Annotated in this window: 27 protein-coding genes; 3 read left to right on the top strand and 24 right to left on the bottom strand. The window is 63.7% G+C overall.

Annotation, left to right across the window (positions count from 1 at the left end; all coding sequences use genetic code 11):
- Window positions 1-97: 97 nt before the first annotated feature.
- The 13 genes from hflC to ndk all read right to left on the bottom strand — a co-directional run bounded on the left by hflC (window position 98) and on the right by ndk (window position 13,307).
- Window positions 98-973, bottom strand: a complete 876-nt coding sequence (hflC, locus tag ASD07_RS15130) for a protease modulator HflC (RefSeq protein ID WP_055931615.1) — start codon at window positions 971-973, stop codon at window positions 98-100.
- Window positions 973-2,211, bottom strand: a complete 1,239-nt coding sequence (gene hflK / locus ASD07_RS15125; protein ID WP_055931612.1) for an FtsH protease activity modulator HflK — start codon at window positions 2,209-2,211, stop codon at window positions 973-975. Before hflK ends, hflC begins: the two co-directional genes overlap by 1 nt.
- Before the next feature lie 9 nt (window positions 2,212-2,220).
- A complete protein-coding gene (gene hflX / locus ASD07_RS15120; RefSeq protein WP_055931609.1) occupies window positions 2,221-3,366 on the bottom strand; it encodes a GTPase HflX in 1,146 nt (381 codons plus the stop codon).
- Window positions 3,367-3,376: 10 nt separating this feature from the next.
- Window positions 3,377-3,622, bottom strand: a complete 246-nt coding sequence (gene hfq, locus ASD07_RS15115) for an RNA chaperone Hfq (RefSeq protein WP_055931606.1) — start codon at window positions 3,620-3,622, stop codon at window positions 3,377-3,379.
- A 168-nt stretch (window positions 3,623-3,790) separates the two neighbouring features.
- Window positions 3,791-5,137: a ribosome biogenesis GTPase Der gene (gene der / locus ASD07_RS15110; protein ID WP_055931603.1), complete on the bottom strand. Its 1,347-nt coding sequence runs from the start codon at window positions 5,135-5,137 to the stop codon at window positions 3,791-3,793.
- A 7-nt stretch (window positions 5,138-5,144) separates the two neighbouring features.
- Window positions 5,145-6,308, bottom strand: coding sequence for an outer membrane protein assembly factor BamB (gene bamB, locus ASD07_RS15105; protein WP_055931600.1), 1,164 nt, complete (start codon window positions 6,306-6,308; stop codon window positions 5,145-5,147).
- Between the two features lie 3 nt (window positions 6,309-6,311).
- Window positions 6,312-6,959 (bottom strand): tetratricopeptide repeat protein, encoded by a 648-nt coding sequence (locus ASD07_RS15100; RefSeq protein WP_055931597.1) that lies wholly within the window; start codon window positions 6,957-6,959, stop codon window positions 6,312-6,314.
- Between the two features lie 24 nt (window positions 6,960-6,983).
- Window positions 6,984-8,321 carry a histidine--tRNA ligase gene (hisS, locus tag ASD07_RS15095; protein WP_055931593.1) on the bottom strand — a complete coding sequence of 446 codons (1,338 nt, stop codon included), beginning with the start codon at window positions 8,319-8,321 and terminating at the stop codon, window positions 6,984-6,986.
- Between the two features lie 5 nt (window positions 8,322-8,326).
- Window positions 8,327-9,589, bottom strand: a complete 1,263-nt coding sequence (ispG, locus tag ASD07_RS15090) for a flavodoxin-dependent (E)-4-hydroxy-3-methylbut-2-enyl-diphosphate synthase (RefSeq protein ID WP_055931590.1) — start codon at window positions 9,587-9,589, stop codon at window positions 8,327-8,329.
- A gap of 15 nt (window positions 9,590-9,604) precedes the next feature.
- Window positions 9,605-10,792: a helix-turn-helix domain-containing protein gene (locus tag ASD07_RS32160; RefSeq protein WP_055931587.1), complete on the bottom strand. Its 1,188-nt coding sequence runs from the start codon at window positions 10,790-10,792 to the stop codon at window positions 9,605-9,607.
- 13 nt (window positions 10,793-10,805) lie between these two features.
- Window positions 10,806-11,621, bottom strand: coding sequence for a type IV pilus biogenesis/stability protein PilW (gene pilW / locus ASD07_RS15080; RefSeq protein WP_055931584.1), 816 nt, complete (start codon window positions 11,619-11,621; stop codon window positions 10,806-10,808).
- Window positions 11,621-12,793: a 23S rRNA (adenine(2503)-C(2))-methyltransferase RlmN gene (gene rlmN / locus ASD07_RS15075; RefSeq protein ID WP_055931581.1), complete on the bottom strand. Its 1,173-nt coding sequence runs from the start codon at window positions 12,791-12,793 to the stop codon at window positions 11,621-11,623. The genes pilW and rlmN overlap by 1 nt, the downstream gene beginning before the upstream one ends.
- A gap of 88 nt (window positions 12,794-12,881) precedes the next feature.
- A complete protein-coding gene (gene ndk, locus ASD07_RS15070; RefSeq protein WP_050412223.1) occupies window positions 12,882-13,307 on the bottom strand; it encodes a nucleoside-diphosphate kinase in 426 nt (141 codons plus the stop codon).
- Between the two features lie 214 nt (window positions 13,308-13,521).
- On the opposite strand from ndk, the gene ASD07_RS15065 reads away from it, so the two are divergent.
- Both ASD07_RS15065 and ASD07_RS15060 read left to right on the top strand, forming a co-directional pair.
- Window positions 13,522-14,205, top strand: a complete 684-nt coding sequence (locus ASD07_RS15065) for a Bax inhibitor-1/YccA family protein (protein ID WP_055931578.1) — start codon at window positions 13,522-13,524, stop codon at window positions 14,203-14,205.
- An 86-nt stretch (window positions 14,206-14,291) separates the two neighbouring features.
- Window positions 14,292-15,251 (top strand): PHB depolymerase family esterase, encoded by a 960-nt coding sequence (locus ASD07_RS15060; protein ID WP_055931575.1) that lies wholly within the window; start codon window positions 14,292-14,294, stop codon window positions 15,249-15,251.
- A 6-nt stretch (window positions 15,252-15,257) separates the two neighbouring features.
- Here ASD07_RS15060 and rlmD read toward each other — a convergent pair whose 3' ends face one another.
- The 7 genes from rlmD to ASD07_RS15025 all read right to left on the bottom strand — a co-directional run bounded on the left by rlmD (window position 15,258) and on the right by ASD07_RS15025 (window position 21,947).
- Window positions 15,258-16,598, bottom strand: coding sequence for a 23S rRNA (uracil(1939)-C(5))-methyltransferase RlmD (rlmD, locus tag ASD07_RS15055; protein WP_055931572.1), 1,341 nt, complete (start codon window positions 16,596-16,598; stop codon window positions 15,258-15,260).
- A gap of 67 nt (window positions 16,599-16,665) precedes the next feature.
- Entirely contained in the window at window positions 16,666-17,679 is a 1,014-nt protein-coding gene (rpoS, locus tag ASD07_RS15050; RefSeq protein WP_055931568.1) for an RNA polymerase sigma factor RpoS, read from the bottom strand.
- 10 nt (window positions 17,680-17,689) lie between these two features.
- Entirely contained in the window at window positions 17,690-18,580 is an 891-nt protein-coding gene (locus ASD07_RS15045; RefSeq protein WP_055931565.1) for a peptidoglycan DD-metalloendopeptidase family protein, read from the bottom strand.
- A gap of 16 nt (window positions 18,581-18,596) precedes the next feature.
- Window positions 18,597-19,478, bottom strand: a complete 882-nt coding sequence (locus tag ASD07_RS15040; protein WP_055931563.1) for a protein-L-isoaspartate(D-aspartate) O-methyltransferase — start codon at window positions 19,476-19,478, stop codon at window positions 18,597-18,599.
- Window positions 19,475-20,212, bottom strand: coding sequence for a 5'/3'-nucleotidase SurE (gene surE / locus ASD07_RS15035; protein ID WP_055931561.1), 738 nt, complete (start codon window positions 20,210-20,212; stop codon window positions 19,475-19,477). Before surE ends, ASD07_RS15040 begins: the two co-directional genes overlap by 4 nt.
- A 54-nt stretch (window positions 20,213-20,266) precedes the next feature.
- Window positions 20,267-21,319 carry a KGGVGR-motif variant AAA ATPase gene (locus ASD07_RS15030; RefSeq protein ID WP_055931559.1) on the bottom strand — a complete coding sequence of 351 codons (1,053 nt, stop codon included), beginning with the start codon at window positions 21,317-21,319 and terminating at the stop codon, window positions 20,267-20,269.
- 22 nt (window positions 21,320-21,341) lie between these two features.
- Window positions 21,342-21,947, bottom strand: coding sequence for a toll/interleukin-1 receptor domain-containing protein (locus ASD07_RS15025; RefSeq protein WP_055931556.1), 606 nt, complete (start codon window positions 21,945-21,947; stop codon window positions 21,342-21,344).
- Between the two features lie 114 nt (window positions 21,948-22,061).
- On the opposite strand from ASD07_RS15025, the gene ASD07_RS15020 reads away from it, so the two are divergent.
- The gene (locus ASD07_RS15020; protein ID WP_055931553.1) at window positions 22,062-23,036 is read left to right on the top strand and encodes an NADPH:quinone oxidoreductase family protein; all 975 of its coding nucleotides are present in this window, start codon (window positions 22,062-22,064) and stop codon (window positions 23,034-23,036) included.
- A gap of 266 nt (window positions 23,037-23,302) precedes the next feature.
- Here ASD07_RS15020 and ASD07_RS15015 read toward each other — a convergent pair whose 3' ends face one another.
- From ASD07_RS15015 to ASD07_RS15000, 4 genes are read right to left on the bottom strand one after another with little or no spacing between them, the layout of a single operon-like run.
- Window positions 23,303-23,689, bottom strand: a complete 387-nt coding sequence (locus ASD07_RS15015) for a hypothetical protein (protein WP_156397999.1) — start codon at window positions 23,687-23,689, stop codon at window positions 23,303-23,305.
- Window positions 23,690-23,728: 39 nt separating this feature from the next.
- The gene (locus tag ASD07_RS15010; protein WP_373922079.1) at window positions 23,729-24,463 is read right to left on the bottom strand and encodes a DUF899 domain-containing protein; all 735 of its coding nucleotides are present in this window, start codon (window positions 24,461-24,463) and stop codon (window positions 23,729-23,731) included.
- A gap of 2 nt (window positions 24,464-24,465) precedes the next feature.
- Window positions 24,466-25,119: a glutaminyl-peptide cyclotransferase gene (locus ASD07_RS15005; RefSeq protein ID WP_055931544.1), complete on the bottom strand. Its 654-nt coding sequence runs from the start codon at window positions 25,117-25,119 to the stop codon at window positions 24,466-24,468.
- 49 nt (window positions 25,120-25,168) lie between these two features.
- Entirely contained in the window at window positions 25,169-26,380 is a 1,212-nt protein-coding gene (locus ASD07_RS15000; RefSeq protein ID WP_055931541.1) for a hypothetical protein, read from the bottom strand.
- Window positions 26,381-26,385: the final 5 nt, after the last annotated feature.

Raw genomic sequence — 26,385 nt, 5'->3', positions numbered from 1 at the left:
CAAAAGTGGATGACCAAACCGCGTATTTTACGCGAAATTGTTGCGGTGCAGGTAAAAAAAATGGCGCCGCAGAGCGGCGCCACAGGTGCTGAATCGCTTACTTGCCCGAGCCTGCGCTCTTGAAGTATTTGAAGAAGTCGGACTGCGGATCGACCAGCATCACGTCAGCCTTGCTCTTGAAGGAAGCGCGGTAGGCTTCCAGCGAGCGGTAGAACTTGTAGAACTCCGGATTGCGGCCAAACGCCTCGGCGTAGATCTGCGACGCCTTGGCATCGCCCTCGCCCTTGATCTTCTCCGCTTCGCGGTAAGCCTCGGCCAGGATCACGGTGCGCTGCTTGTCCGCATCGGCACGCACCTGCTCCGACTCGGCGGCGCCGGTGGAGCGGGCTTCGTTGGCCACGCGGGCACGCTCGGCCTTCATGCGTTCGTACACGGAATTGTTGATCTGCTCAACGTAATCCACCCGCTTCAGGCGCACGTCGACGATTTCCACGCCTATCTGCTTGGCCTCGTCCACCACCTTGCTGCGGATCGATTCCATCACCTTGCCGCGCTGGCCGGAAATCACTTCGCGCACGGTGCGCTTGGTGATCTCGTCGTTCAGGGCCGCCTTCACGATCTGCTGCATGCGGTCGCCCGCCCTGCCCTCATCGCCGCCAAAGGAGACGAAGTACAGGCGCGGATCGGTGACCTTCCATTTGACGAAGGCATCGACCAGGATGTTCATCTTTTCGGCGGTGATGAAGCGGTCGGCCTCTTTCGGGTCCAGGGTCTGGATGCGCTTGTCCAGGTACACCACGTTCTGGAACGGCGGCGGCAGCTTGAAGTGCAGGCCAGGCTCGGCAATCACCTGCTTCACTTCACCCAGCGCGAACACGATGGCGTACTTGCGCTGGTCCACCACGAACACGGTGGACGACAGCAGCATCAGGGCGATAAAGCCCGTAATCAGGATAGTTGCAAAGCGATTCATTAACGGCCCTCCCGCTCACGGGACGATTCACGCGAACGGCTATCACGGCGGTTCGTGTCAGGTGTCGGTTCTGGCGGCAGCAGCACGGCCGCCGGCGGCGGCGGGGTCACGCTGGCAGCGCGTCCCTCGGTGGCAGCGACCTGGGCGATCAGCTTGTCCAGCGGCAGGTACAGCAGGTTGCTGCCGGCCTTGGAGTCCACCATCACCTTGCTGGTGTTGGAGAAGATCTGCTGCATGGTGTCCAGGTACATGCGGTCGCGCGTCACGCCCGGCGCCTTCTGGTACTCGGTCAGCACGGACTTGAAGCGGTCGGCATTACCGGTCGCGTTCTGCACCGTCATGGCGCGGTACGCCTCGGCTTCCTGGATCAGGCGGAACGCCGCACCGCGCGCTTTCGGCACGATGTCGTTGGCGTAAGCCTGGCCTTCGTTCTTCTGGCGCTCGCGGTCCTGGCCCGCTTTCACGGCATCGTCGAACGAAGCCTGCACCTGCTCCGGCGGCTGCACGCCCTGCATCGTCACATTGGTCACCTGAGCGCCCGAATTGTAGCGGTCCAGGATCGACTGCATCAGTTGCTGGGTATCGGTGGCAACCTTTTCGCGCCCTTCGTACAGCACGAAGTCCATCTTGCTGCGGCCGACGATTTCGCGGATAGCCGTTTCGGCCACCTGGCGCACCGTGTCTTCCGCATCGCGGTTGGCATACAGCCATTTCACCGGGTCGCTCAGCTTGTATTGCACGGCGAACTGGATATCGATGATGTTCTCGTCTTCGGTCAGCATCAGCGCTTCCGAAGCCATCTTGGTCTTCGCGCTGCCGCGGTAGCCCACCTCCACCGTGCGCACCTGGGACACGTTGACGATTTCATTGCCCTGGAACGGATACGGCCAGCGCCAGTTGAAACCGGCCGGCGTGGTGTGGCTGAATTTACCGAACGTGGTGACAACGCCAGTCTGGCCTTCCTGCACGATGAACGCACCGGAAGCGAGCCATACCAGCGCCGCCACCGAAGCGACCGCCCCAAAGGTGAAGCCGGCGCCCTTCATGTCGCCGCCGCCATTGCCGCCACCGCCGCCGCCCGAATTGCTGCCGCGGTTTTTGCCGCCGCCAAACAGGCCATTCAGGCGCTGGTTGAAATCACGCCAGAGTTGATCGAGGTCCGGCGGTCCTTCGCCGGGCTTTTTGCCTTCCTGGGCAATATAGTTGCCGAGTCTTTTCTTGAGAGAGGAAAAAGGCATATTTTTCTTTTAGTGAGATCCTACTTGGGTAAAGGTGAGAATACTGTCCGGCGCCACCTCTTCTTTGGGGTTGGCGAGCGCCTCCTGCTCATCCCGTGCTGCCTCACAGATTGCATCGCGCAGCAGGTTCAGGCCTTCGCCCGTGCGTGCACTGATGAATACGCGGGAAATCTTATCATACTCATTACGTTCCACCGCCGGCTCAAGGCCCGCGGCATCGATCTTGTTCCACACCAGAATCTGCGGGATATGGTCGGCGCCGATTTCGCGCAGCACCAGGTTGACCTGCTCGATCTGCTCCATGCGGCTGGGCGAAGCGCCATCCACCACATGCAGCAGCAGATCGGCGTGGATGGTCTCTTCCAGCGTGGCGCGGAAAGCGGCCACCAGCTGGTGCGGCAGTTCGCGCACGAAACCGACCGTATCGGACAGCACCACGTTGCCGATTTCCTCGCCCATGTAGACGCGGCGCGAGGTGGTGTCCAGCGTCGCGAACAGCTGGTCCGCCACGTAGACGCCAGCCTTGGTCAGCGAATTGAACAGCGTCGACTTGCCGGCGTTGGTATAGCCGACCAGGGACACCGAGAAAGTATGGTTGCGGCCGCGCGCACGGCGCTGGGTCTCGTGCTGCTTGCGCAGCTTGGCCAGCTTGGCACGCAGCATCTTGACCCGTTCGCCCAGCAGGCGGCGGTCGGTTTCGAGCTGGGTTTCGCCCGGGCCGCGCAGGCCGATACCGCCCTTCTGGCGTTCCAGGTGGGTCCAGCCGCGCACCAGGCGCGTGGCCAGGTGCTGCAACTGCGCCAGTTCGACCTGCACCTTGCCCTCGTGGCTTTGCGCACGCTGCGCAAAGATATCGAGGATCAGGCTGGTGCGGTCAAGCACCCGCACGTTCAGGCGTTTTTCCAGATTGCGCTGCTGGGCTGGGGACAGCGCATGATTGAAGATAACGATCTCGAGCTTGTAGTCCCGCACCGCATGGCCGATTTCGTCGGCCTTGCCGCTGCCCACGAAATACGCGGCATCCGGCGCCGACCGCTTACCGGTGATGGTGGTGACCGGCTCTGCGCCCGCGGAGCGGGCCAGCAGCATCAACTCCTCGATACTGGCAGCAAAGTCGCCCTGACCGAAATCTACCCCGACTAAAGCTGCACGCATACGAAGTGTCTTACTCCGCTGCCTCGGAGGAGTTATCCATGTTCAGGTTGACGGCGCGGGCAGGCACCACGGTGGAAATGGCGTGCTTGTAAACCATCTGGGTTACGGTGTTACGCAGCAGGACCACGTATTGGTCGAAAGACTCGATATGGCCCTGCAGCTTGATGCCGTTGACCAGGTAGATCGAGACTGGAACGTGCTCTTTGCGCAGCGCGTTCAGGAATGGGTCTTGTAACAATTGCCCTTTATTGCTCATAACAGCTCCGTTTTATGTTGTTGTGTACGAATTGGAGACGCTGCGCCTGTTTTTCAAGTGCTGGGGATGCTGCTCCAAAGACACTGTACCTTGTTTTTTTAAATCTTGCAGCCGGATAAACCTTAAGATCGACTTATTCCGGGGTCGGGTCCGATCAAACTCGTCTGATTAAGACTTTTCCCGTTTATCGAAAGGGTTTTTGCCGTTGCGCAACTCAATGCGCAGCGGGGTACCGACCAGTTTGAAGCTATCGCGGAAATGCTTCTCCAGATAGCGCTTGTACGGTTCGGACACCGCATCCAGCGAATTACCGTGGATAACGATGATCGGCGGGTTCTGGCCGCCCTGGTGCGCGTAGCGCATCTTCGGACGCACGCCGGCTTTACGCTTCGGCTCCTGCTTCTCCAGTGCTTCCTGCAAGGCGCGGGTCAGCTTGGGGGTCGGCAGGTCGGCCGTCGCGGCGGCATAGGCGCCGTTCACGGACTTCATCAGCGGGCCGATGCCGGTGCCGCGCAGGGCCGAAATGAAGTGGGTGTTGGCGAAGGACAGGAAGTCCAGCTTGCGGTCCATGTCCATCTTCACCTGGTCGCGGTCGTCCGACTGCAGGCCGTCCCACTTGTTGACCGCCACCACCAGGGCGCGGCCGGTCTCCAGGATGAAGCCCGCGATGTGGGCGTCCTGCTCCGAGATGTCCTGCTGCGCATCGAGCATCAGGATCACCACGTTCGCTTCCGAGATCGACTGCAGCGTCTTCACCACCGAGAACTTCTCGATCGCTTCGAACACCTTGCCGCGGCGGCGGATGCCCGCCGTGTCGATCAGGGTGTATTGCTTGCCCTCGCGCTCGAACGGGATCTCGATCGAGTCGCGGGTGGTGCCCGGCATGTCGAAGGCGATCACGCGCTCTTCGCCCACCAGGGTGTTGATCAGGGTCGACTTGCCCACGTTCGGGCGGCCTACCAGGGCGATCTTCACGCCGCGCTCTTGCGGCAGCAGCTCTTCCTCATCGGCCGGACGGGAGGCGAACGCCTTGTCCAGCGCTTCGGCCACCAGGTCGTGCACGCCGTCGCCGTGGGCGCCGGAAATCGCATACGGATCGCCCAGGCCCAGCTCGTAGAAGTCCGACACGGCAGCGGTGTAGCGCATGCCTTCGGCCTTGTTCACCACCAGCAGCACCGGACGGCCGGATTTACGCAGGAAATCGGTAATCGTCTTGTCGTGCGGGGTCATGCCCTGGCGCCCATCGACCAGGAACACCACCACGTCGGCTTCGGCCACGGCCTGCTTGGTCTGCAGCGCCATCTGGAACATGATGCCTTCCTTGGCGACCGGCTCGAAGCCGCCGGTATCGATGACCAGGAACGGGCGTTGGCCGACCCGGCCCTCGCCGTAGTGACGATCGCGCGTCAGGCCAGGGAGGTCCGCCACCAGCGCATCGCGCGAGCGGGTCAGTCGATTGAATAAGGTCGATTTCCCGACGTTCGGGCGACCTACAAGTGCAATTACCGGCTTCATATTGTTTTTATTCGACCGCGATAGCGGTCACAGTCCCATTCTGGGTTTGGAAAATCACATTCGGACCCGACAACAGCGGCGCCGACTTGATGGCGCTGCCGTCGGTGCTGATCCGACCTAATACCGTGCCATCTTCCCGCGACAGGAAATGCACATAGCCTTCAAGGTCGCCCACGGCCACGAAGCGGCCATAGGAAACCGGAGCGGACAAGCGGCGATATGCCAGCTTCTCGTTCTTCCATGCCGATGCGCCGCCTTCGCGGGCAAAGGCTTGTACGGCGCCCTTCTCGTCCGACACGAACACGAAGCGCTGGTCCACGCCCACGCCCACGTCCGACGACGCCGGTTTGGTCCAGCGCGCCACGCCGGTGTTCAGGTCCAGGCAGCCTACCTTGCCCTGGTAGCTTACGGCGCACAGGTCCTGCTCGAACACGGTCGGCGTGCCGCTGATATCGGACACGCGTTCCAGTTCGGTGGCGCCGCGCGGTTCGGACAGCGGCACTTCAAAGCGCGGCACGCCGTTCGACAATGCCAGCGCCAGGATGCGGCCCGCAGGCTGCGCCGCGTACACGTTGCTGTTGGCGATCACCAGGCCCGGCATGTTGCGCAGGGTCAGCGGCGGCGTCACGCGCTGGATGAACCAGCGCTTCTTGCCGTCGGCCGCGTCATAGGCGGTCACCTTGTTGTCCACGGTGCGCACGATCACCACGTCGTTGCCGACAGCCGGCGCCGACAGGATCTCGCTCGAAGCCTGGATCTTCCACAGCGCCTTGCCGCTGCCATCGAAGGCCATCAGCTGGCCTTTGACCGCGCCCACAGCCAGCAGCTTGCCGTCCGGGCTGACGCCGACGCCGGCAGTCAGGTCGGCGCCGGTCTTGCTGCGCCACTGCACCTTGCCGTTAGCCGCGTCCAGGCGTTCGATCACGCCATCCGCATCGGCCACGAACACGCTGTTGTCGGCCAGTGCCGGCGTGAAGACGCTGGCGCCGGCCTTGCCGGTGCTGTGTTTCCAGACGATGCGGGCCGGCACGCCGCCCTTCATTTCTTCCAGCTTGGCCGGTGCGAACTTGTCTTCCTTCTTGAACGGATTCAGGCTGCCGCAACCGCTAACCAGCACCAGTACGCCCAGCGCAATGACAGACCGGCGAGTTATCACATTAATGGCGCGCATGGCTTAGGCCTTCACTTCCGGCACGCTGCCGCCAATGGATTCGAGCTTGAGCTGGATCAGCTGGCGGCCAGGATAGTTCTTGTCGGCCGCTTCCAGCGCGGCCTTGTAGGCGCTGCGCGCTTCTTCCATCTTGTTCTGCGCGGCCAGGATGTCGCCCTTGCGGTCTTCCACGGAAGGCTTGAACTGCGGCAGTGCGGCCACGCCCAGCGCCTTCAGCGCAGCGTCGTAGGCTTTCTCGTCCAGCAGCACGCCGGCCAGGCGGATCGAAGCGATATTCTTGTGTTCGTCGTTGCCGTGCGCAACCACCCACTCCAGCTGGGCCTTGGCGGACTTCAGGTCATTGGCATCGAAGAAGGACTTGGCTGCGCTCAATGCAGCCAGCGAGGCGTAAGCCGATTTGCCGAACTTGCTCTCGATATCGCCGGCCACGCGCGCCACCTTGGTGTTGTCCTTGGCGGAAACAGCGGTCTGCAGTTCATCGAACAGCACGGAAGCCTGCGCCGCCTGGTTACGCTGATAGTAGTTCCAGCCGTTCCAGCCCGAATAAGCGGCCAGGCCTGCGATCACCACCCAGGTGCTCACGTTGCCGTACTTCGCCCACCAAGCCTTGAGGTTAGCAAGCTGTTCTTGTTCGTCGAGATCGTATGCCATGTTTCAGTCTGCCTGTTTCTTTAATTAATGGTGGTGGTGATGGTCGTGGTCACAATCGTCTCCGCATGTGATCTGGTCCACGACGTAATCGACAACGCCTTCAAACGCGACGGTCTGTTGCTGGCCCTCGCCTTCTGCAGCGCGCATTGCCTTGACGACGGCAGTGTTGTTGGCCACTTCGTCTTCGCCGATGATGACCGCGAAGGTTGCGCCGGAGCCGTCGGCTTTTTTCATTTGCGACTTGAAGCTGCCGGCGCCGCTGGCGCTGCCGCAGTGCAGGATCACGTCCAGGCCGGCGTCGCGCAGGCGCTCGCCGATGATGAACGCTTGCATGCGCGCCGCTTCGCCCTGGTGCACCAGGTACACGTCGCACTGGCGCGGCGCGGCGGTGTCGCCGGCGCCCTTCATCAGTTCGATCAGGCGCTCGATGCCCATGGCGAAACCGACCGCGGGGGTTGGCTTGCCGCCGAACATTTCGATCAGCGGGTCATAGCGGCCGCCGGCGCAGACGGTGCCCTGCGCGCCCAGTTCGTCGGTGACCCACTCGAACACGGTGCGGTTGTAATAGTCGATGCCGCGCACCAGGCGGGTGTTGACGGTGTACTGGATCGCGTTGGCGTCCAGGATCTTCTTCACGCCTTCGAAGTGCGCCAGCGATTCCCCGCCCAGGTAGTCCAGCAGCTTCGGTGCGCTGTTGACGATGCCCTGCAGGTCCGGGTTCTTGGTGTCCAGGATGCGCAGCGGGTTGGTATGCAGGCGGCGCTTGGCGTCGGCATCCAGGTGCTCTTCGTGCTGCTCCAGGTAGGCGATCAGGTCGACGCGGTGGCGTGCGCGCTCCTCGGCGTCGCCGATGGAGTTGATTTCGAGGCGGATGTTTTCCAGGCCCAGGTCATCCCACAGGCGGCGGCACATGGCGATCATTTCTGCGTCCACGTCCGGGCCGGTGAAGCCCACGGCTTCCGCGCCGAACTGGTGGAACTGGCGGTAGCGGCCGCGCTGTGGACGCTCGTGGCGGAACATCGGACCCTTGTACCACAGGCGCTTGGGGCCTTCGTACACCAGGTTGTGTTCCAGCACGGCGCGCACCACGCCTGCGGTGCCTTCCGGGCGCAGGGTCAGCTTGTCGCCATTCATGGAGTCTTCGAAGGAATACATTTCCTTCTCGACGATGTCGGTCACGGCGCCGATGGCGCGCGAGAACAGGCGGGTTTCTTCCACGATCGGGGTGCGGATCTGCTGGAAGCCGTAGCTCTGCACCACGGACTGCGCGGTATTCTCGAAGATTTCCCACAAGTGGGCGTCAGCCGGCAGGAGATCGTTCATCCCCTTGATGGCCGTGATTTTGTCTGCTTTATTGGACATGTTCTTTACGCTGCTTTGCTGTAGTTTTTCTGTACATAGTCGAGCACGATGGCCTGGAATTCCTGCACGATATTATCGCCGCGCAGGGTCGCAACTTTCTGGCCGTCGACGAAGACCGGGGCGGCCGGCGATTCACCGGTGCCCGGCAGGCTGATGCCGATATTGGCGTGCTTCGATTCGCCCGGCCCGTTGACGATGCAGCCCATGACGGCCACGTTCATCGCCTCCACGCCCGGGAAGGTTTTTTTCCATTCCGGCATCTGCTCGCGCAGGTAGCTCTGGATATCGTCCGCCAGTTCCTGGAACACGGTGGACGTGGTGCGGCCGCAGCCCGGGCAGGCAATCACCATCGGGGTGAACTTGCGCAGTCCCATGGTCTGCAGGATTTCCTGGCCCACCACCACTTCCCTGGTGCGGTCGCCGCCCGGTTCCGGGGTCAGCGAGATGCGGATGGTGTCGCCGATGCCTTCCTGCAGCAGCACCGACAGCGCGGCGGTCGAGGCCACGATGCCCTTGCTGCCCATGCCGGCTTCGGTCAGGCCCAGGTGCAGCGGGTAGTCGCAGCGCTTGGACAGTTCGCGGTAGACGGCGATCAGGTCCTGCACGCCGGACACTTTGCACGACAGGATGATCTTGTCGCGCGCCAGGCCCAGCTCTTCGGCACGTACCGCGTTCTCGATCGCGGAGGTGATCAGTGCTTCATACATCACGGCCTGCGCGGTCCATGGATTTTCCCGCGTCGCGTTTTCGTCCATGATGCGCGCCAGCAGCGCCTGGTCCAGCGAACCCCAGTTGACGCCGATGCGTACCGGCTTGTCGTACCTGGCCGCCACTTCGATCATCTGCGCGAATTGCGTATCGCGCTTGGCGCCCTTGCCCACGTTGCCCGGGTTGATGCGGTACTTCGACAGCGCCGCGGCGCAGTCCGGGTACTCCGTCAACAGGGTATGGCCGTTGTAGTGGAAGTCGCCCACCAGCGGTACGTCGATGCCCATCTTGTCCAGCTGGTCGCGGATGTAAGGCACCGCAGCCGCCGACTCGGGACGGTCCACCGTCAGGCGCACCAGCTCGGACCCGGCGCGTGCCAGATCCTTGATCTGGATCGCCGTCGCCACCGCATCGGCGGTGTCGGTATTGGTCATCGACTGCACCACTACCGGCGCGTCGCCACCGACCCAGATCTTGCGCTCGCCGTGCTGCACCAGCACGCGGCGGCTGGCACGGCGTGCCAGTGGTCCGGATGGGATCGGGTTGTTCGAAGAAGACATGCTTGGCTACTCTTATTACTTGATGTTCACGAGGGCATACGGCTTGCCCGCACCTTGCGTCAGTTCCAGCTTGCCGCCGGCCAGGCTGGCGCTTACCGCGCCTGGCTTACCGACGATCAGCACGTCATCCGCACGCACATTGAAGGTTTGCGTGCTGCCGGCCCGCACGGTACCGCGCGTCACGTTGGGCTGGCCGACACGGCGGATCTCGACCCACGAGTCTTCCTTCACAGTCAGCACCAGCTTGCCGCCCGCAGCACCTACCGCTGGAGCAGCACCCGCAACCGTCGCCGGCGCGGCCACCAGCGGCGCAGTACCCTGTGCCGGCGCCGGAGCCGGCGCAACTGCCGGCGGCTTGACCGGAATCAATCCTGGCGAAGCGGGAGCCGTGCCTGCCGCCGGTACGGTGCCAGCGGCCGGTGCGCCGCCAACGGTCGGCGCGGCACGGTTGGCTGGCGCCACGCCCGCAGCAGGCGCACCTGCGGCATTGCCCGGCGCTGCAACGGCACCGGTAGTCGCGGCGCCCGGGGCAGCCGCCGGCGCAACGCCGCTCGCCTGCGCCGGCACGCCGACACCGGCCACCGCGTCCGGCGCAGAATTGCTGCCTGGCTGCGGCGGAACGGAAATCAGCGGCACGTTCTGTGTCTGCATCGGCGCCTCAGCGGGCTGCGCGCTCGGCTGCGCCACCACCGGCACTGGCGGCTCGGCCGGAGCGGCTGGCCCCGTCAAGCCACCACGGGCCGCCAGCGTCAGCGGCGCCAGCACGCCCATCTGCCAGGCGGCAGCCAGTCCGACCAATGCCAGCACGCCCACGCCGGCCACGATGGCGCCCAGCGGCTTGCCGTTATTGCGTTCATTCAGCGAAGGGAAGCGCGACTCCTGGAACGATGCCTTGACCCGGGTCGGGCGCACGGTCGCGTCGGCGTGCCCGACTGCCCCTTCCACTTCCACCATCGCCACCAGCGGCGCCGGATCAAGCCGCACCGCCTTGGCGTAAGCACGGATGAAACCACGCGTCACTGCGCGGTTCGGCAATGCATCGAAATCACCTTGCTCGATCGCCAGCACCTGGCGCGGCGCCAATTTCAGTTGGTCGGCCACCTGCTCGACCGACAGCCCCATGGCCTCGCGCGCCGCGGCCAGTTCTGCCCCGGGCGCGGAGGCATGCTGCTGGCTGGCCGGCTTGTCCTGCTCAGAATCCATTGGTTCCCCGTTCTCACTCATCAAACGCCCCACGCTGATACGCTGCATATTCCGGCGACTGGGCGTGATGACGCCGCAATTGCGTCGCAAAGCTCTGCTCCAGGGCCTGGTCGCCCATCCTGTGCTGTACCTTGATCGCCAGCCACAGTACGTCGGCAGGCAGGCTATCCACTTTCGCCACCTTGTGCAACTGCGTGATAAAGAAGCTCGCGCGCGGGTAGTCGCGCCGCGCATAGTACACCTTGGCCAGGCCGATATTCGTTTCCGGCACTTCCGGGGTCAGCTTCAACGCATCCAGCAGGTAGCGCTCGGCCAGGTCGATATCCTTGATCTTCAGCGCGCAATTGCCCGCATTGTTCAAGGCGCCGGCCGGCGAGCGGTAATTGCGGTTCGCCAGCGCGGCATCGAAATGCTTGAACGATTCCTTGACGCGCTCGTGCTGGCACAGGAAGGAACCGTAATTATTGTTCAGGTCGGGATCGTTCGGCGCCAATTTCAGGGCTTGCAGGAAGTTGTCGTTCGCCAGTTCCTTTTCGCCCATGCGCATGTAGATGATGGCGCGCAGGCTGTAGCCGTTCACGCCCTGCGGATCGGCGGCGATCGCCTTCTTCACCTCATCGAGCGCGATCGGGTAGTTACCCTGCTCGAAATAGCCGATCGCTAGCTGCATGCGGATCTCGGCGCGCTTTTGCGCCGAAGTCTGGTCGGAAATGGTCTTCAGGTCTTCTCTGCCGCTGGGGCCTTGCCCCAAAGTCGCGCAGCCCGCCAATAAACTGGCCAGCGCGACCGCGGCCAGGCACTTGAAGCGGCGCTGGGCGAAATCGGTCATCAGGAACGAATCTCCACTATCTTGCCAAAATCGGCGCCGTACTTCTTCTGGTATTCGGTCATCTTTTCCATCCGTTCAGCCACGCGGGTGCGATCTTTCACTTCGCCCGCCAACTGTCCGCAAGCTGCGTCGATATCATCGCCGCGCGTCTTGCGGATGGTGGTTACGATGCCCGCATTCATCAGAATTTCAGCGAAGGCCTTGATGCGCGGGTTCTTGGAGCGCAGCAGGCCCGATTCCGGGAAGGGGTTGAAAGGAATCAAGTTGAACTTGCAATTGACACCGAACTCCGGATGATTCACCAGCGCGATCAGCTCGCGCGCATGCTCATCCGTGTCGTTGTAGTTATCGAGCATGCAGTACTCGAATGTGATGAAGTCGCGCGGTGCGAACTCCAGGTAGCGTTTGCACGCCGCCAGTAGCTCCTTCAGCGGGTACTTCTTGTTCAGCGGGACCAGTTCGTCGCGCAGCTTGTCGTTGGAGGCGTGCAGCGATACCGCCAGCGCCACCGGCACGTCCTGCGACAGCTTGTCGATGTTCGGCACCACGCCCGAGGTGGACAGGGTCACGCGGCGGCGCGACAGGCCGTAGGCGTTATCGTCCAGCATCAGCTTGAGCGCGGTGGCGGTTGGCCCGTAATTCAGCAGCGGCTCGCCCATGCCCATCATCACCACGTTGGTGATCTGGCGCTCGCCCTTCGGGCCGGGTTCGATGCCTTTGGTTGCGCGCAGCGCGAATTCAGCCATCCACAGCTGGCCGATGATTTCGCCCACGGTCAGGTTGCGGTTGAAGCCCTGCTTGCCGGTCGAGCAGAAACGGCAATTCACGGCGCAGCCGGCCTGGGTCGAGATGCACAGCGTGCCGCGGTTTTCTTCCGGGATGAACACGGTTTCCACGGCATTGCCATTACCCACGTCCACCAGCCATTTGCGGGTGCCGTCGGTCGACGTATGGTCGCTGATGACGGCCGGCGCCACGATGTGGGCGCGCGTCTTCAGCTTCTCGCGCAAGGACTTGGCGAGGTCGGTCATGCTGTCAAAGTCGGAGGCACCGAACTGGTGGATCCAGCGCTGCAGCTGTTTGGCACGGAAAGGCTTCTCCCCCAGCTCGGCGCAGTAGGCGACTAGTTGTTCCGGATCGAAATCCAGCAGATTGGTGAGGGACGTTTCCATGCTTTTTTACTCAATTTCAAAAACGGCTTTGCCCCGGACCGAAGACCCGGGGCAAGGCGCAATACTACTTTACTACTTTTCCGTAAGATTAACGGGAGTAGACGTTCAGTGCTGGGAAGTAGTAGGCGATTTCCACGGCAGCGGTTTCAGCAGCGTCGGAGCCGTGAACAGCGTTGGCATCGATCGAATCAGCGAAATCAGCACGGATGGTGCCTTTTTCTGCCTTCTTCGGATCGGTAGCGCCCATCAGGTCGCGGTTCTTCAGGATTGCGCCTTCGCCTTCCAGAACCTGGATCATGACAGGACCGGAAACCATGAAGTCAACCAGGTCCTTGAAGAAAGGACGCTCGCGGTGCACAGCGTAGAAGCCTTCTGCTTCAGCGCGCGACAGTTGAGCCATACGGGCAGCGATCACTTTCAGGCCTGCGCCTTCGAAACGGCTGTAGATCTGGCCGATCACGTTCTTGGCTACTGCGTCAGGTTTGATGATCGACAGGGTGCGTTCGATTGCCATTATGAAAAACTCCAATAAAAAGAAAGGTTTAAAAGAAGAAATTAGATTCTCGATCAACCCTAGATTTTAACATAGTTCATTCTCTATGCCCAAGGAAACACTTCCAGGGCATATATAAGGGCTTCCCCTAAGCGTTTTTAAGTATTTCCTAAGCCAGGAAGCCCCCATCTGGTCAGCGGCATGCTATGCTTTTTGGTAAAGGAGGCATTTAAATATGCAAAACGTACATCATTTTGGTAGCTCTGTCGCCACCGACAATGCGCTGATCCGCAACCGCGTGCTGCGCAACACCTACTGGCTGCTGGCCCTGTCGATGATCCCGACCGTGCTGGGCGCCGCCGCCGGCCTGTTCTTCAACATACCGATTCCACGCGGCTTCATCGGCTTCATCGTGTTCATGGCAATCGCCTTCGGCTTCTTCTGGGCCATTGAAAAGAACAAGGATTCCGGCGTGGGCGTTGCCCTGCTGCTGGGCTTCACCTTCTTCATGGGCCTGATGCTGACCCCGCTGCTCAGCCGCACCCTCGGCTATTCCAACGGCCCGACCCTGATCATGACGGCCTTTGGCGGTACCGGCGCGATCTTTGCCGCACTGGCCAGCTACGCCACCGTGACCAAGCGCGATTTCTCGATGATGGGCAAATGGCTGTTCGCCGGCGTGATCGTGCTGATGCTGGCGTCGGTTGCCAACATCTTCCTGGGCATGAGCGCACTGTCGATCGTGATCTCGGTGCTGGTGATTGCCGTCTTCTCGGCTTACATCCTGTTCGACGTGCAGCGCATCGTCAACGGCGGCGAGACCAACTACGTCTCCGCCACCCTGGCCCTGTACCTGGACGTGTACAACATCTTCACCAGCCTGCTGAACCTGCTGGGCCTGGCCGGCGACCGCGAATAAGCGCATCCCGCACCAACAAAAAGGCCGGCCCTGGTGCCGGCTTTTTCTTTGCCCGACCGCTTGTGGCACGGTGTTATCATAAACTCATGAAAACCCTGCCTTTAGCCGCCTTCACCGCCCTGCTGCCGTGCGCCCTGCACGCGGCGACCATCACCGCCTCCGACATCCAGCGCCCCGAGGGCGCCCGCCACTACCTGCTGGCGGAGCCGCAGCAGCCGGCAGCAGGCAAGCGTCCGCTGGTGCTGGTGCTGCATGGGCACGCCGGCTCGGCCAGCCTGGTATTTGGCCGCGAACGCCTGCGCGTGCCGATGCAGCAATGGCTGGCGATCGCCGACCGCGAGCAAGTCCTGGTCATCGCGCCGGATGGCGCCAAGGGCAGCGACAACAAATCCGGCTGGAACGACTGCCGCGCCGATGCCAGCACCAGCCCTAAAACCGACGATGTCGGCTTCATCGCCGCGCTGGTCGACAAGGCGATTGCCGAACACAACGCCGACCCGTCGCGCATCTACGTGATGGGCATGTCCAATGGCGGCGGCATGACTTACCGCCTGGGCGTGGAACTGGGCCCGCGCCTGGCCGGCATTGCCGCCATGGCCGCGGTGTGGCCCGCCAACAGCCTGTGCGCCCCTCCCGGCACGCCCTTGCCGGTGATGGTCATCCACGGTACGGCCGACAAGATCGTGCCGTACGGCGGCGGCGAAATCGGGGGCATGCTGCTGCGCGGGCGCGGCACCGCGCTTCCCGTGGAGCAAACGCTGGCACTATGGCGCAAGCTGGACCAGTTGCCGGATGCGGCAACGCAGGACAGCACCCTTTCCCATCGCAAGGAATCGGGCGACACCACCGCCCACCACTATGTATGGGGCAGCGATGCGCGCGGCTTGCAGGTGGAGTTTTTCAAAGTTGCCAATGGCGGGCACACGGAACCCAGCATCCAGCACCGCTTGCAGTGGTATGCCGGTTTCCTGCTGGGCGCGCAGAACGCCGATTTTGAATCGGCGGAAGAAGCATGGCGCTTCTTCCGCGACAAGCGCCGCCCGTAGACCGGCTTAGGCCAGGTCGAACACCGCCATCGACTCCACGTGGGAGGTATGCGGGAACATGTTCATCACGCCGGCCTGTGACATGCGGTAGCCGGCACGGTGCACCAGCACGCCGGCATCGCGCGCCAGGGTCGATGGCGAGCAGGAAACGTAGACGATGCGCTTTGGCAGCATGTCCGGATTGCTTTCCTTCAGCTCGGCCAGCGCCAGCGACAAGGCCATGGCGCCATCGCGCGGCGGGTCGATCAGCATGCGGTCGAACTTGCCGAGGGCGAGCAGGTCGTCTTTGGTGATTTCGAACAGGTTGCGGCACTGGAAGGTGGTGTGGCCGTCGACGCCATTGACTTTGGCATTGGCCAGCGCGCGCTCGGTCAGCGCGGTCGAGCCTTCAATTCCCACCACCTCGCGCGCCTGGGTCGCCAGCGGCAGCGTGAAGTTGCCCAGGCCGCAGAACAGGTCGGCCACGCGCTCTTCCTTCTGCGCGTCCAGCAGGCGCAGCGCCTTGTGCACCAGCACGCGGTTGATGTGATGGTTCACCTGGGTGAAGTCGGTCGGCTTGAAGGGCATCTTGACGCCGAATTCCGGCAGCGTGTAATACAGCTCCTTGCCGGCCGGGTAGAACGGATAGGCGGTGTCCGGGCCTTTAGGCTGCAGCCACCACTGGATCTTGTACTCGTCGGCGAAAGCCTTCAGCTTGTCTTCGTCGCCCGCGCCCAGCGGCCCCATATTGCGCATCACCAGCACGGTATTGTCTTCGCCGACGGCCAGTTCGAGCTGCGGCACCTTGTCGAAGATGCTCAGCGAGTGGATCAGGGCGCGCAGCGGCATCAGCATGTCCGACACGTGCTTGGGCAGGATCTGGCAGCTTTGGATATCGGCCACGAACACCGATTTCTTTTCATGGAAGCCGACCAGCACCGTGCCCTTCTTGGCCACATAGCGCGAGGACAGGCGCGCGCGATAGCGGTAGCCCCAGGTCGGGCCGTACATCGGGCGCATCATGGTGTCGGACTTGACCTTGGACAGGTGCCACAGGTTGTCTTCCAGCACGCGCTGCTTGATCGCCACCTGGGCCGAAGCTTCCAGGTGCTGCATGGAGCAGCCGCCGCAGATCTCGAAGTGCTCGCACTTCGGCTTGACGCGCATCGACGATTCCTTGTGCAGCGCCGTCATGCGGCCCTGCTCCCAGTTCTTCTTCTTCTTCTGCAGTTCGAAGCTGACTTTTTCACCCGGCAGCGCGCCTTCGATGAAAACGACCTTGCCCGGCGAGCCGTCTTCGTTCTCGATGTGGCCAACGCCACGGGCATCCATGTCCAGGGATTTGATTTCGACGATAGTGTCTTGCATAGCGGTTAAGGTTGCAGCCGGCGCGTTGCGCGCCCAAAGCCCGCTATGATAGCAGAGAAGCTGCCTCTTAAAGCAGCGAATCGCGGACCACGCCGCGCGCCGCCATGGCCCGCTTCAGCTTGACCAGCGCCTCCTGCTGGATCTGGCGCACCCGCTCGCGCGTCACGCCCATTTCCTCGGCCAGGGTCTCCAGGGTGGCGGGATCGTCGTTATCCAGCCCGAAGCGGCGCATGATGACGATGCGCTGCTTGTCCGGCAGCTTGGTCAGCCAGTCGCGCACCAGCACCGTCATTTCGTGGTGCTCGGCGCGCGCATCGGGCGCATCCTCGGAATCGCCCGGCAGCATGTCCATCAATGAAGACTGGGGATCGTTATCCAGCGGCGCATCGAGCGAGGTGGCATGCTCGGATAAGGCCAGGATGTCCTGCACCTCCTCCACCGGCCGCCCCACCAGGTCGGCGATGTCCTCCGCCGTGGCGTCCTTGCCATTGTGGTGCTGCGCCTCCAGGTGGTACTTCCCGCGCAGGATCTGGTTCAGTTCACGCACCATATGCACCGGCAGGCGCACCGTGCGCGCCTGGTTCATGATGGCGCGCTCGATGCTCTGGCGGATCCACCAGGTGGCATAGGTGGAAAAGCGGAAACCGCGCTCCGGTTCGAACTTGTCGATGGCGCGCATCAGGCCGATATTGCCCTCCTCGATCATGTCGAGCAGGACCACGCCGCGGTTGATGTAGTGCTTGGCGATCGACACCACCAGCCGCAGGTTATGCTCGATCATGGTCTGGCGCGCGGAGAAATCGCCCTGCTTGGCCAAAGTCGCGAAATGCACTTCCTGCGGCGCCGTCAGCAAGGGACGGGTGCCGATCTGGTTCAGGTAGTGCTGGGTGGTGTCGGTGGAGAGCTCCGCCGCCAGCACTTTTTTCAGCTCGTCGACGGTTTCGATGACGGCACTGCTGCCCTCCACCGCAACCTCGCCGTCCGACTCCATGGAATCGATGGCTACTTCATCGACCGGCTCGTCCGGGAATTCCTCAGGAATCGAGTCGTCTTCCAGTTGGTCATTCGGCGAGCGTGTCATGGGTGCTTATCTAGCGGTTAGGCAGGAATTTCGATGGATCCACCGGCTTGCCCTGCTGCCTTATCTCAAAGTGCAGCTTGACCGTGTCGGTATCGGAGTCCCCCATTTCAGCAATTGCCTGGCCCCTGCGCACTTCCTGCCCCTCCTTCACCAGGATGGAGCGGTTATGGGCATAGGCCGACAACAGGCTGTTACTGTGCTTCACAATGACGAGATTACCATATCCGCGGATGCCGCTACCGGCATACATCACTTTTCCTCGTTCGGCTGCCAACACTTGTTGCCCGGAGCGGCCGGCAATGTCGATACCCTTGTTCTTGCCTTCATCAAACTGGGCCACCACGCGGCCATCGGAAGGCCAGGTCCACGACAGGTCGCGGTCTTCCGCGCTGACTGCCGCCGCCACAGCCGGCACCGGGACCGGCGCCGCGCTGGCCACCTGGGCCGGTTTTTCCGGGCGCTCGTCGGTTTTCTGCAAATCCGCCACCGCGGCATCGGAATATGGACGCTTCTCCCCCTTCGGCGCCGACTTGCGCGGCGGCGGCGGGGTTTTCTCGATCTGCGGCGGGGTCGGCACGGCGGCCACTTGCACCCCTTCCGGCTGCGTCAGGCGCAATACCTGGTCGACCTTGATATCGTCCGGGTTGGCCAGGTTGTTCCAGGCCGCCAGGTCGCGGTAGTTCAGGCCGCGGTCGAAGGCGATGCGGATCAGGGTGTCGCCCTTGTGGACGGTGTAGTAGCCTTCCTTGTCTTTCGCTGGCTCCTCCGAGGCCGGTTTCGGCGACGTCGGCGCCAGCGGCGTCGAGCGATCCTCGACCGGGGCCGGCTGCGTCATGGTTTCACATGCGGTCAGCATGACCAGCGAGGCGGCCATCAGGAAAAGGGAATATTTCTTCGTCATTCTATTGATCTGTGTGTTAAACGGTGCCAGGGCGCAGCGGCACAAAATGGCAGTCTTCCAGCGTCTGGCGCACCCATTCGTTCTTGCTGACACGGGTCACCAGTTCGAGATGCTGGGTGCGAGCCCCGACCGGAGCGACCAGGCGGCCGCCGATATTCAGTTGATCCAGCAAGGCCTGCGGCACTTCCAGGCCGGCGGCGGCAAGGATGATGCCATCGAAAGGCGCCGCCTGCGGCAAGCCTAGCATACCATCTCCGTAGTGCAAACGCAGGTTCGGCACCCGCATCGGGCGCAAGTTGGCCTTGGCCAGTTCGTGCAGGGACTTGATACGCTCGATCGAATACACCTCTTTCGCCACGCAGGCCAGCACCGCCGCCTGGTAGCCGCAGCCGGTGCCGATTTCCAGCACGCGGTGCACATCCTGCCCGGCGCGCATCACCTCGATCATGCGCGCCACGATATAAGGCTGGGAGATGGTCTGGTGGTGGCCGATCGGCAGCGATGCGTCGATGTAGGCCTGGGGCGCCAGGCCTTCGTCCATGAACATATGGCGCGGCACGGTGTCGAGCGCGCCCAGCACCACCGGGTCGCTGACGCCCTGCTTGGCCACCCGCTGCACCATGGCGCGGCGCACCCCGTCCGACACCAGGGCATTCTGGCGCGGCGCCGGCATCGAGCCAAGCTGCACCTGGGCGCGCTCCTGGGCGTAGGAATGAGCGCGCGAAGGCGAGGCAACCGGCTGCGGGCGCCAGCCGCCGGCGTTGGCAGCGGCCGTGCGCGCGGCGTTCTGGGTTGCGGTTTGTGGCGTGGCCACGGTGTTGTAGACCGGCTTCTTCGCCGGGCTCTTGTCGGTAACGGATGACAGGGGCAGCGGGAAAGTGCGGGTCTTTTCGCTCATGCGATGGCCTTTGCCAGGGAATCGAGTTGTTGGCGATGGGTCAGGTCGATCTGCAAAGGCGTCAGCGACACGCGGCCATTGGCAACTGCATGGAAGTCGGTGCCCTCGCCGGCATCCTTGCAGGCGCCGGGCGGGCCGATCCAGTAGATTTCGCGGCCGCGCGGGTCGAGCGCCTTGACCACGGGTTCGGCCTGGTGGCGGCGGCCCAGGCGGGTCGGCGTCAGTGCCCCCAGCTGCTCATACGGCAGGTTGGGGATGTTCACGTTCAGCAGGTAGGGCCGCTCCAGCAATTCCAGGTAGCGCTGCACCAGGTCGCGCGCCACGCGGGCGGCGGCATCGACATTGGCCCAGCCGTAGGAGCCCTGCGAAAAGGCCATGGCCGGCACGCCGAACAGGTAGCCTTCGGTGGCGGCGGCCACGGTGCCCGAGTACAGGGTGTCGTCGCCCATATTGGGGCCGTTGTTAATGCCCGACACCACCAGGTCCGGCACATGGTCGAGCAAGCCGGTCAGCGCCACGTGGACGCAATCGGTCGGCGTTCCATTGACAAAATAGAAACCATTGGCCGCCTGGTGCACCGACAAGGGACGGTCCAGCGTCAGGGAATTGGAGGCGCCGGAGCGGTTGCTGTCGGGCGCCACAACCACGATATCGGCAATAGGCTGCAGGGCTTCTGCCAGCGCATTGATGCCAGGCGCCAGGTAGCCGTCGTCGTTACTGATAAGGATTCTCATACAGGGAATTTTACCTGAAGCAACGACTGGCGCAGCGCGCCGGCGCAGACAAATTTATATCGCCGCCGGCATTGGCCAGTAGACGGTGCGTTCCTGCTCGAGCGGCAAGGCATGGTGGTGGTTGAGGGTGGCCGGTGCGGCTTGGGGCAGGCGCTGCCAGGGGCAGAGCCCTTCGGAAAACCATTGCATGAATGCTGAATAACCTTGCTGCAGGGCCAAAGCCGGCAGCGGCTCGCCGCAAGCCAGGCTGGCGCAGTGCGGCAGTTGCACCGCATCGAAATAGGCTTCCAGCGACAGCCAGGGCAAGCCGTAGGCCTGGCCCAGCAGGCCTTCGAACAGGGGCTGGTAGCCGCCCGCCCCATCCGCTCCGCGCCGCCAGAGCGTGCATTGCCCCTCGTTCGAAGTATCGATGCGCGATGGCAGCGGGTAGACCAGCAAAGGCCGCTGTTCGTCCTCATGGCAGCTGCGGTAGCCGGTGGCGCGCGACACCAGGTCCTGCAAGCCATCCAGGTTCTGCCGGTTCGGCGCAAACACCAGCACCAGCCGCGTCGGCAGCAGCGTGGTGCAGATGGCCGCGCAGTCGGCGCGCCCGCTGCGGGCGTCGACCAGCACATGGCCGAAATGGCGCGCCAGGCGCGCGGCAAACGTGCGGAACAGCGCGGGGCATGCGTCGAACAGGCTTTGCCAGTCCAGCATTGCCGCACGTTCCGCATGGCTGCCGTCGCACCGCCCGGCGCGCAGCAGCCAGAGTGGCCGGTCATCGCATGCCCTGACCAGGTACTGCTCCCAACGGAGCGCGTCGACCACCGCATCGGCCAGCGCCTGCTCGCTGGCGTAGCGGCCGGCGCGCTCCTGGAGCTGGTCGCGGCATTCCTCGAACAGCTCCAGCACGCCCGCGGCCTGCGCGGCGCCGGGGAAGTAGTAATGCAGGCCGGGGGCTTCCAGGTCCCAGTCGACCAGCAATACCGGCGCCGTACGGCGGCAAGCCAGCATGTGCCCAAGGTTGGCCAGCGCCATGGTGCGGCCTGCGCCGCCTTTGTACGAGTAGAAAGTGGTGACTTCGCCGGCTGCGGGCAGCTCTGGCAGGTGCAGGCGTAGGTGATCCATGGCGCTCTCTCAGTGGATTTTTCTAGCGTGGGAAATGCGGTGGGGCCGGCGGGCGCCATTCCGGCGGTACCGGCGGCAGCACGAACTGCCTGCAGTCGTGGCCGGGCGGGATGCTCGCCTTCACGCAGTGGTAATGCATCGTGATGCGGTCCACGATGCGCCGGATATCGGGCAGGAAATCGGGGTTGGTCTTCAAGTCCCCGGTTGCCAGCGTGTAGCGCGAAAAATCGACATACATGCCGGGCTCGCTGATCTGGCGCGGCAGGTTCAGTGGATGGCGGGTCATGATGACGGGAATGATCAGGTGGCTGGGCAGCTCGTACCAGCCACTGCGCTCAGCCTCGATCATCTGCATGGCCGCGAATTCGCGCCGGGTATACGGGTGCGCCTCGTACTTCGGGGTGTAGATCACAATCATCGTGGCGCTCTGGCACATGGCCAGGGCGAGGCGGCGCTCGATATCGTCCCCGCCGCCCAGCTGCTCGCTATCGACAAAGAGTTCGGTCTCGTTGTCGAAATGGGGCTCAAGATAGCACTTCAGGGCATCGACCAGGTCGTCCTTGAAGTGGCTCATATATGCGTGCTGGCCATGCGCGTAACTGAAAAAGCAGCCGTACCGGATACTCATGGCAATCGCCTCCCCTGCCAGCCAAATGTATCCCCGGCGCGGGCGCTGAACTTTGTGCAGGCGCAAAGTGATCTCGGGCATAATCGTACGATCGTTCGATAAGGAGACTGTGACATGAAGGCTATCGTTTGCAAGGAGTGGGGTCTGCCCGACACGCTGGTGCTGGAAGAAGTGCCCGACCCGCAGCCCGGCCCGGGCCAGGTGGTGCTGCAGGTGATGGCAGCCGCCGTCAACTTCCCCGATGTGCTGATCATCCAGGGCAAGTACCAGTACCAGCCCACCCTGCCCTTCACGCCGGGCAATGAAGTTTCAGGCGTGGTGCTGTCGGTTGGCGAAGGCGTGCAGGGCTTCAAGCCGGGCGACAAGGCAATTGCCTTCTCCGCCCATGGCGGCTTTGCCGAACAACTGCTGGTGCCCGCGGCTTCGCTGATGCCGATGCCGCCGGGGATGGATTTCGATACGGCCGCAGCAATCACCCTGACCTACGGCACCTCGCACCACGCGGTGGTGGACCGCGCCCTGTTGAAGGCCGGCGAGACCATGCTGGTGCTGGGCGCCGCCGGCGGCGTCGGGCTGGCCGCAATCGAGATCGGCAAGGCGCTCGGCGCGCGCGTGATTGCCGCCGCTTCCAGCGAAGAAAAGCTGGCGGTGTGCAAAGAGCATGGCGCCGATGTCCTGATCAACTACAGCAGCGGCGACCTGCGCGAGGCGATCAAAGCCGCCACCGATGGCAAAGGCCCGGACGTGATTTACGACCCGGTTGGCGGCGAGTATGCCGAACCTGCCTTCCGCTCGATCGGCTGGCGCGGTCGCTACCTGGTAGTGGGCTTTGCCAACGGCGAAATCCCCAAGCTGCCTTTGAACCTGGCGCTGCTGAAAGGCGCTTCACTGACGGGCGTGTTCTGGGGCGAATTCGTCAAGCGCGAGCCAAAGGCCAACCTGGCGGGCATGATGCAGCTACTGGGCTGGCTGGGCGAAGGCAGGATCCGCCCGCACATTTCCGCGCGCTATTCGCTGGCGGACACGCCGCAGGCCCTGAACGCCATGGCGGCGCGCAAAGTGACGGGTAAGGTGATCATCAAGCCCTGACCGGGCTACTTCTTTTTCGCGCCGCGCAGTTGCTCAAGCGCGGTACATGCGCCAGCCCTGCATATCCGCCTCCAAAGGCACGCCGGGGGGGCCTGGATTGAATAATCGACCATCCCGTTCTGCGCAGCGGACTTTTTCTCAAGTACGTCACTCAGCTGCAAGGTCACCTTGTCTTTTTGCGCGAGTACCGTCTTTCCAGCGGAGGTTTGCCGGACAGTCTATGGCTTGTGCGGCAGGAAGTACTGCCAGGAGAAGCAAGGTGCATATCATGCGCATGGTGTCGCGAGCCGTTTTGTCAAGAAAAAGGCGATATATGCAATGACGCCGTTTGCTGCGAGCATAACCGCCATGTGGCTACCCATCGCGCACAGGGCAAGCAGCGCCGGCCCCACTGCGCCGCGCCCGCAGATCGTCATCAGGGACGGCATCAGCACGTAGCCGGCGCCATGGGCAGTGGACATGATAAAGGTCCACAGCGCCATGCCCACCGGCCCCGCCAACGCATGCCCCCGGCGCAAGCGGCAAGCCAGTGCAACGAGGAGCAGGACGCCGGCTCCCCATTGCATTGCGGGCCGGTCCAGCGGCAGCCGGAAGGCTACCGCCGCTGCCACTGCGGCCATCGATGCCAGATGGCCGCAGGCGATCGCGGACACGGCCCTCCAGGGCCGAAAGCCAGGCATGGCTTCCCCGCTTCAGCCGTGGGAGCAGCAGGAGCCGGCGGCCGGCGCCTGCTGGTAGCTGTCGTGGTGTTTCACCCAGGCCATCGTGTAGGGCAAGCCTTCCTCGTGCCGCCCCAGCGGCGTGATATCGAGGAAACGATAGGTGTGCATCATCACTTCCACGCCGCGGCCGAAGGTCGAATAGGTGTGGTAGACCACGCCCGCGTCGTCCTTGTAGAACACGCTGACGCCAGGCGCGTCTTCAAACGGGAATGCCTGCCCGGTGTAGTTGTAATAGACCTCGCCTGCGGCCATTTCTTCCGGCGCGAAGCTGACGTGGAAGTCGTAATTGAAATCGCTTGCGCCGGAGGACACCCACTTGAACTGCCAGCCCATGTCCCGGCGCATGCGCTCAAGGCTGGCCAGCGGTGCGCGCGACACCGCCACCAGGCTGACGTCGCGCTGCGCCAGGTGCGACAGCGCGCCGTCGGTATGGTCGGCCATGTAGGAGCAGTGCGCGCAGCCCCGCTCCTCCCCTGGCGCAAACATGAAGTGCTGCACAACTAGCTGGCTGCGCCCTTCGAACAGGTCGGACAGCGAACGCTTGCCCTGCGGCGTATCGAACACATACTGCTTGTCCACGCGCACCCAGGGCAGCGCGCGGCGGGCGCTGGCCAGCTGGTCCTGCTGGCGCATCAGTTCCTTCTCGCGCACCAGCAATTCCTTGCGCTGCGCAACCCATTGCTCTTGATTGACGACGGTATTCATGATCATGCTCCCCGCGGGCGGCGCACTGCGCGCACCTTGCCGCTGTTCTCGCCGCCTGCATAGAACAAGCCGGCGCCATCGGATTCCAGGCCGCTGACGAACACGCCGGGCGGCATTTCCAGCAGCTCCAGCACGGCGCCGCTCTGCGGGTCAACGCGCCGGATGTCGCTTTGCTCGCCCTCCCAGGTGCCGTGCCACAGCTCGCCGTCCACCCACGTCACGCCGGTGACGAAGCGGTTCGATTCAACCGTGCGGATTACCGCGCCGGTCTCGGGATCGATCTGGTGGATCTTGCGGTCGCGGTATTGCCCCACCCACAGGCTGCCTTCCGCCCAGGCCAGGCCGGAATCGCCGCCCTTGCCGGGCGCCGGGATCGACGACAGCACCGTGCCGCTGGCCGGATCGATCTTGTTGATCCGCTCCGCCGCGATCTGGTACAGGAACTTGCCGTCGAATGCCGTCCCCGCGTCGGCGGCCAGTTCCAGGGTCCGTGCCGGCTTGCCGTTTTCCGGATCGAAGCCGATCAGGCGGGCGCCGGTGGCCGCCCATACCAGATGGCCGTCGTAGGTCACGCCGCCGACCTTGCTCACGCCCTCGAACGGGCCGTACTCGCGCAGGACTTCAGCCTTGCGCACCTTGTTTGAATTGAGAGTCATTGCCTTGCTCCTTATGAGGCGCGCCGTTGATCGGCGCCGCAAGTGAACTTTATTCCAATGGCAGCGCGGAAGGGAGTAACAAGATTGTCGTGAATCCGGCCAGCGGCGGCGCCAGCCAGCGCCGGGTGCGGGCATGACCGATCGAGCGCACACGCCCGGCCGCTTCCAGCTCTGCCAGCGCGCGCTGCACGGTGCGCTGGCTGGCGTCCAGCGCCAGCGCCAGCGCTGAGGTCGACCAGGCGGCTCCGTCCGACAGCAGCGCCAGCAGCGACGCCTGCTCGCCATCGATGGGCGGCTCCAGCACGGCCAGCACGCTGCCATTCAGGGTCCGCATCGCAAAGCCGAGCGGCGTGGCGTCAATGCTGGCAAGGCCTTTGACCAGAGCACGCAGGCGGCCGATCTCGACCCGCAGCCGTGCGCGGTGGGTTTCGTCGGGTCGGCGGATATTGAAGGCCTGTTCGATCAGCAAGTCGCGACCGGCTTCCCCCGGCCAGGCCTCGGCCAGGGTACGGGCCAGCACGAACAGCACGGGTCTGCGCGCCAGCGGGCGCCAGGTGCCGCCGCCACCCAGACCGCGCCGGCAGGCGTCCAGCACCAGCGTGCCGGACGCCTGCAGCGCAGCCACCTCGTCGAGCGACATCTCGCCGCCGCCATGCCGTCGCGCGGCAGGACGCTGCAGCGCGGCGCCAGCTTCCATTACTTCGGCCAGCAGCTCCGGTACCCCCGAGCGCGCGGCGGCCGCCTGCGCATTTACCAGCGCCGCCCGGGCCTGCGCCGGGCGCAGCGAACGCATGGCCAGTTCGGCTGCCGCCAGCTGCGCCACTGCGGCCAGGGCCGGAGTCAGGGCCCGGATATCGAGTCGGGACAGTTCCGCGGCGGCGGCCTGCAGGCGGCCGAGCAGAAGGAGTTTTCTGGCGGCGATCAGGCGCGCCTGCAGCGCATTGCCATAGTCGCCATGCGCTTCCAGCACCGCCAGCGCCGCCGCCAGCACGCGCGGTGGGCCGCCGAAGTCGCGCATCGCCATCGCCACTTCGGCCTCGGCAACGACGCAGCGGGCACGGGCCAGTTCTTCATGCGCACCGAAGCCGCGCGCAGCGCGGCGCAGCAAGTCGCGCGCCTTGGCGAAATCGCCCAGCCGCGCCATGGCGATGCCGCGCAAGGCCAGCGCAGGCGGATCTGCACGCAGGGCGACATGCTTCAGGGCGCCCAGCACATCACCGCTGGCAAGGGAGCGGGCCGACGCGGTGATCAGGGAGTCCATCGCAG

The organism is Duganella sp. Root336D2, assembly GCF_001425005.1.
Lineage (GTDB): Bacteria > Pseudomonadota > Gammaproteobacteria > Burkholderiales > Burkholderiaceae_D > Rugamonas.
The sequence above is the reverse complement of the archived record's forward strand: the minus strand, read 5'-3'. Positions and strand labels throughout refer to the sequence as shown.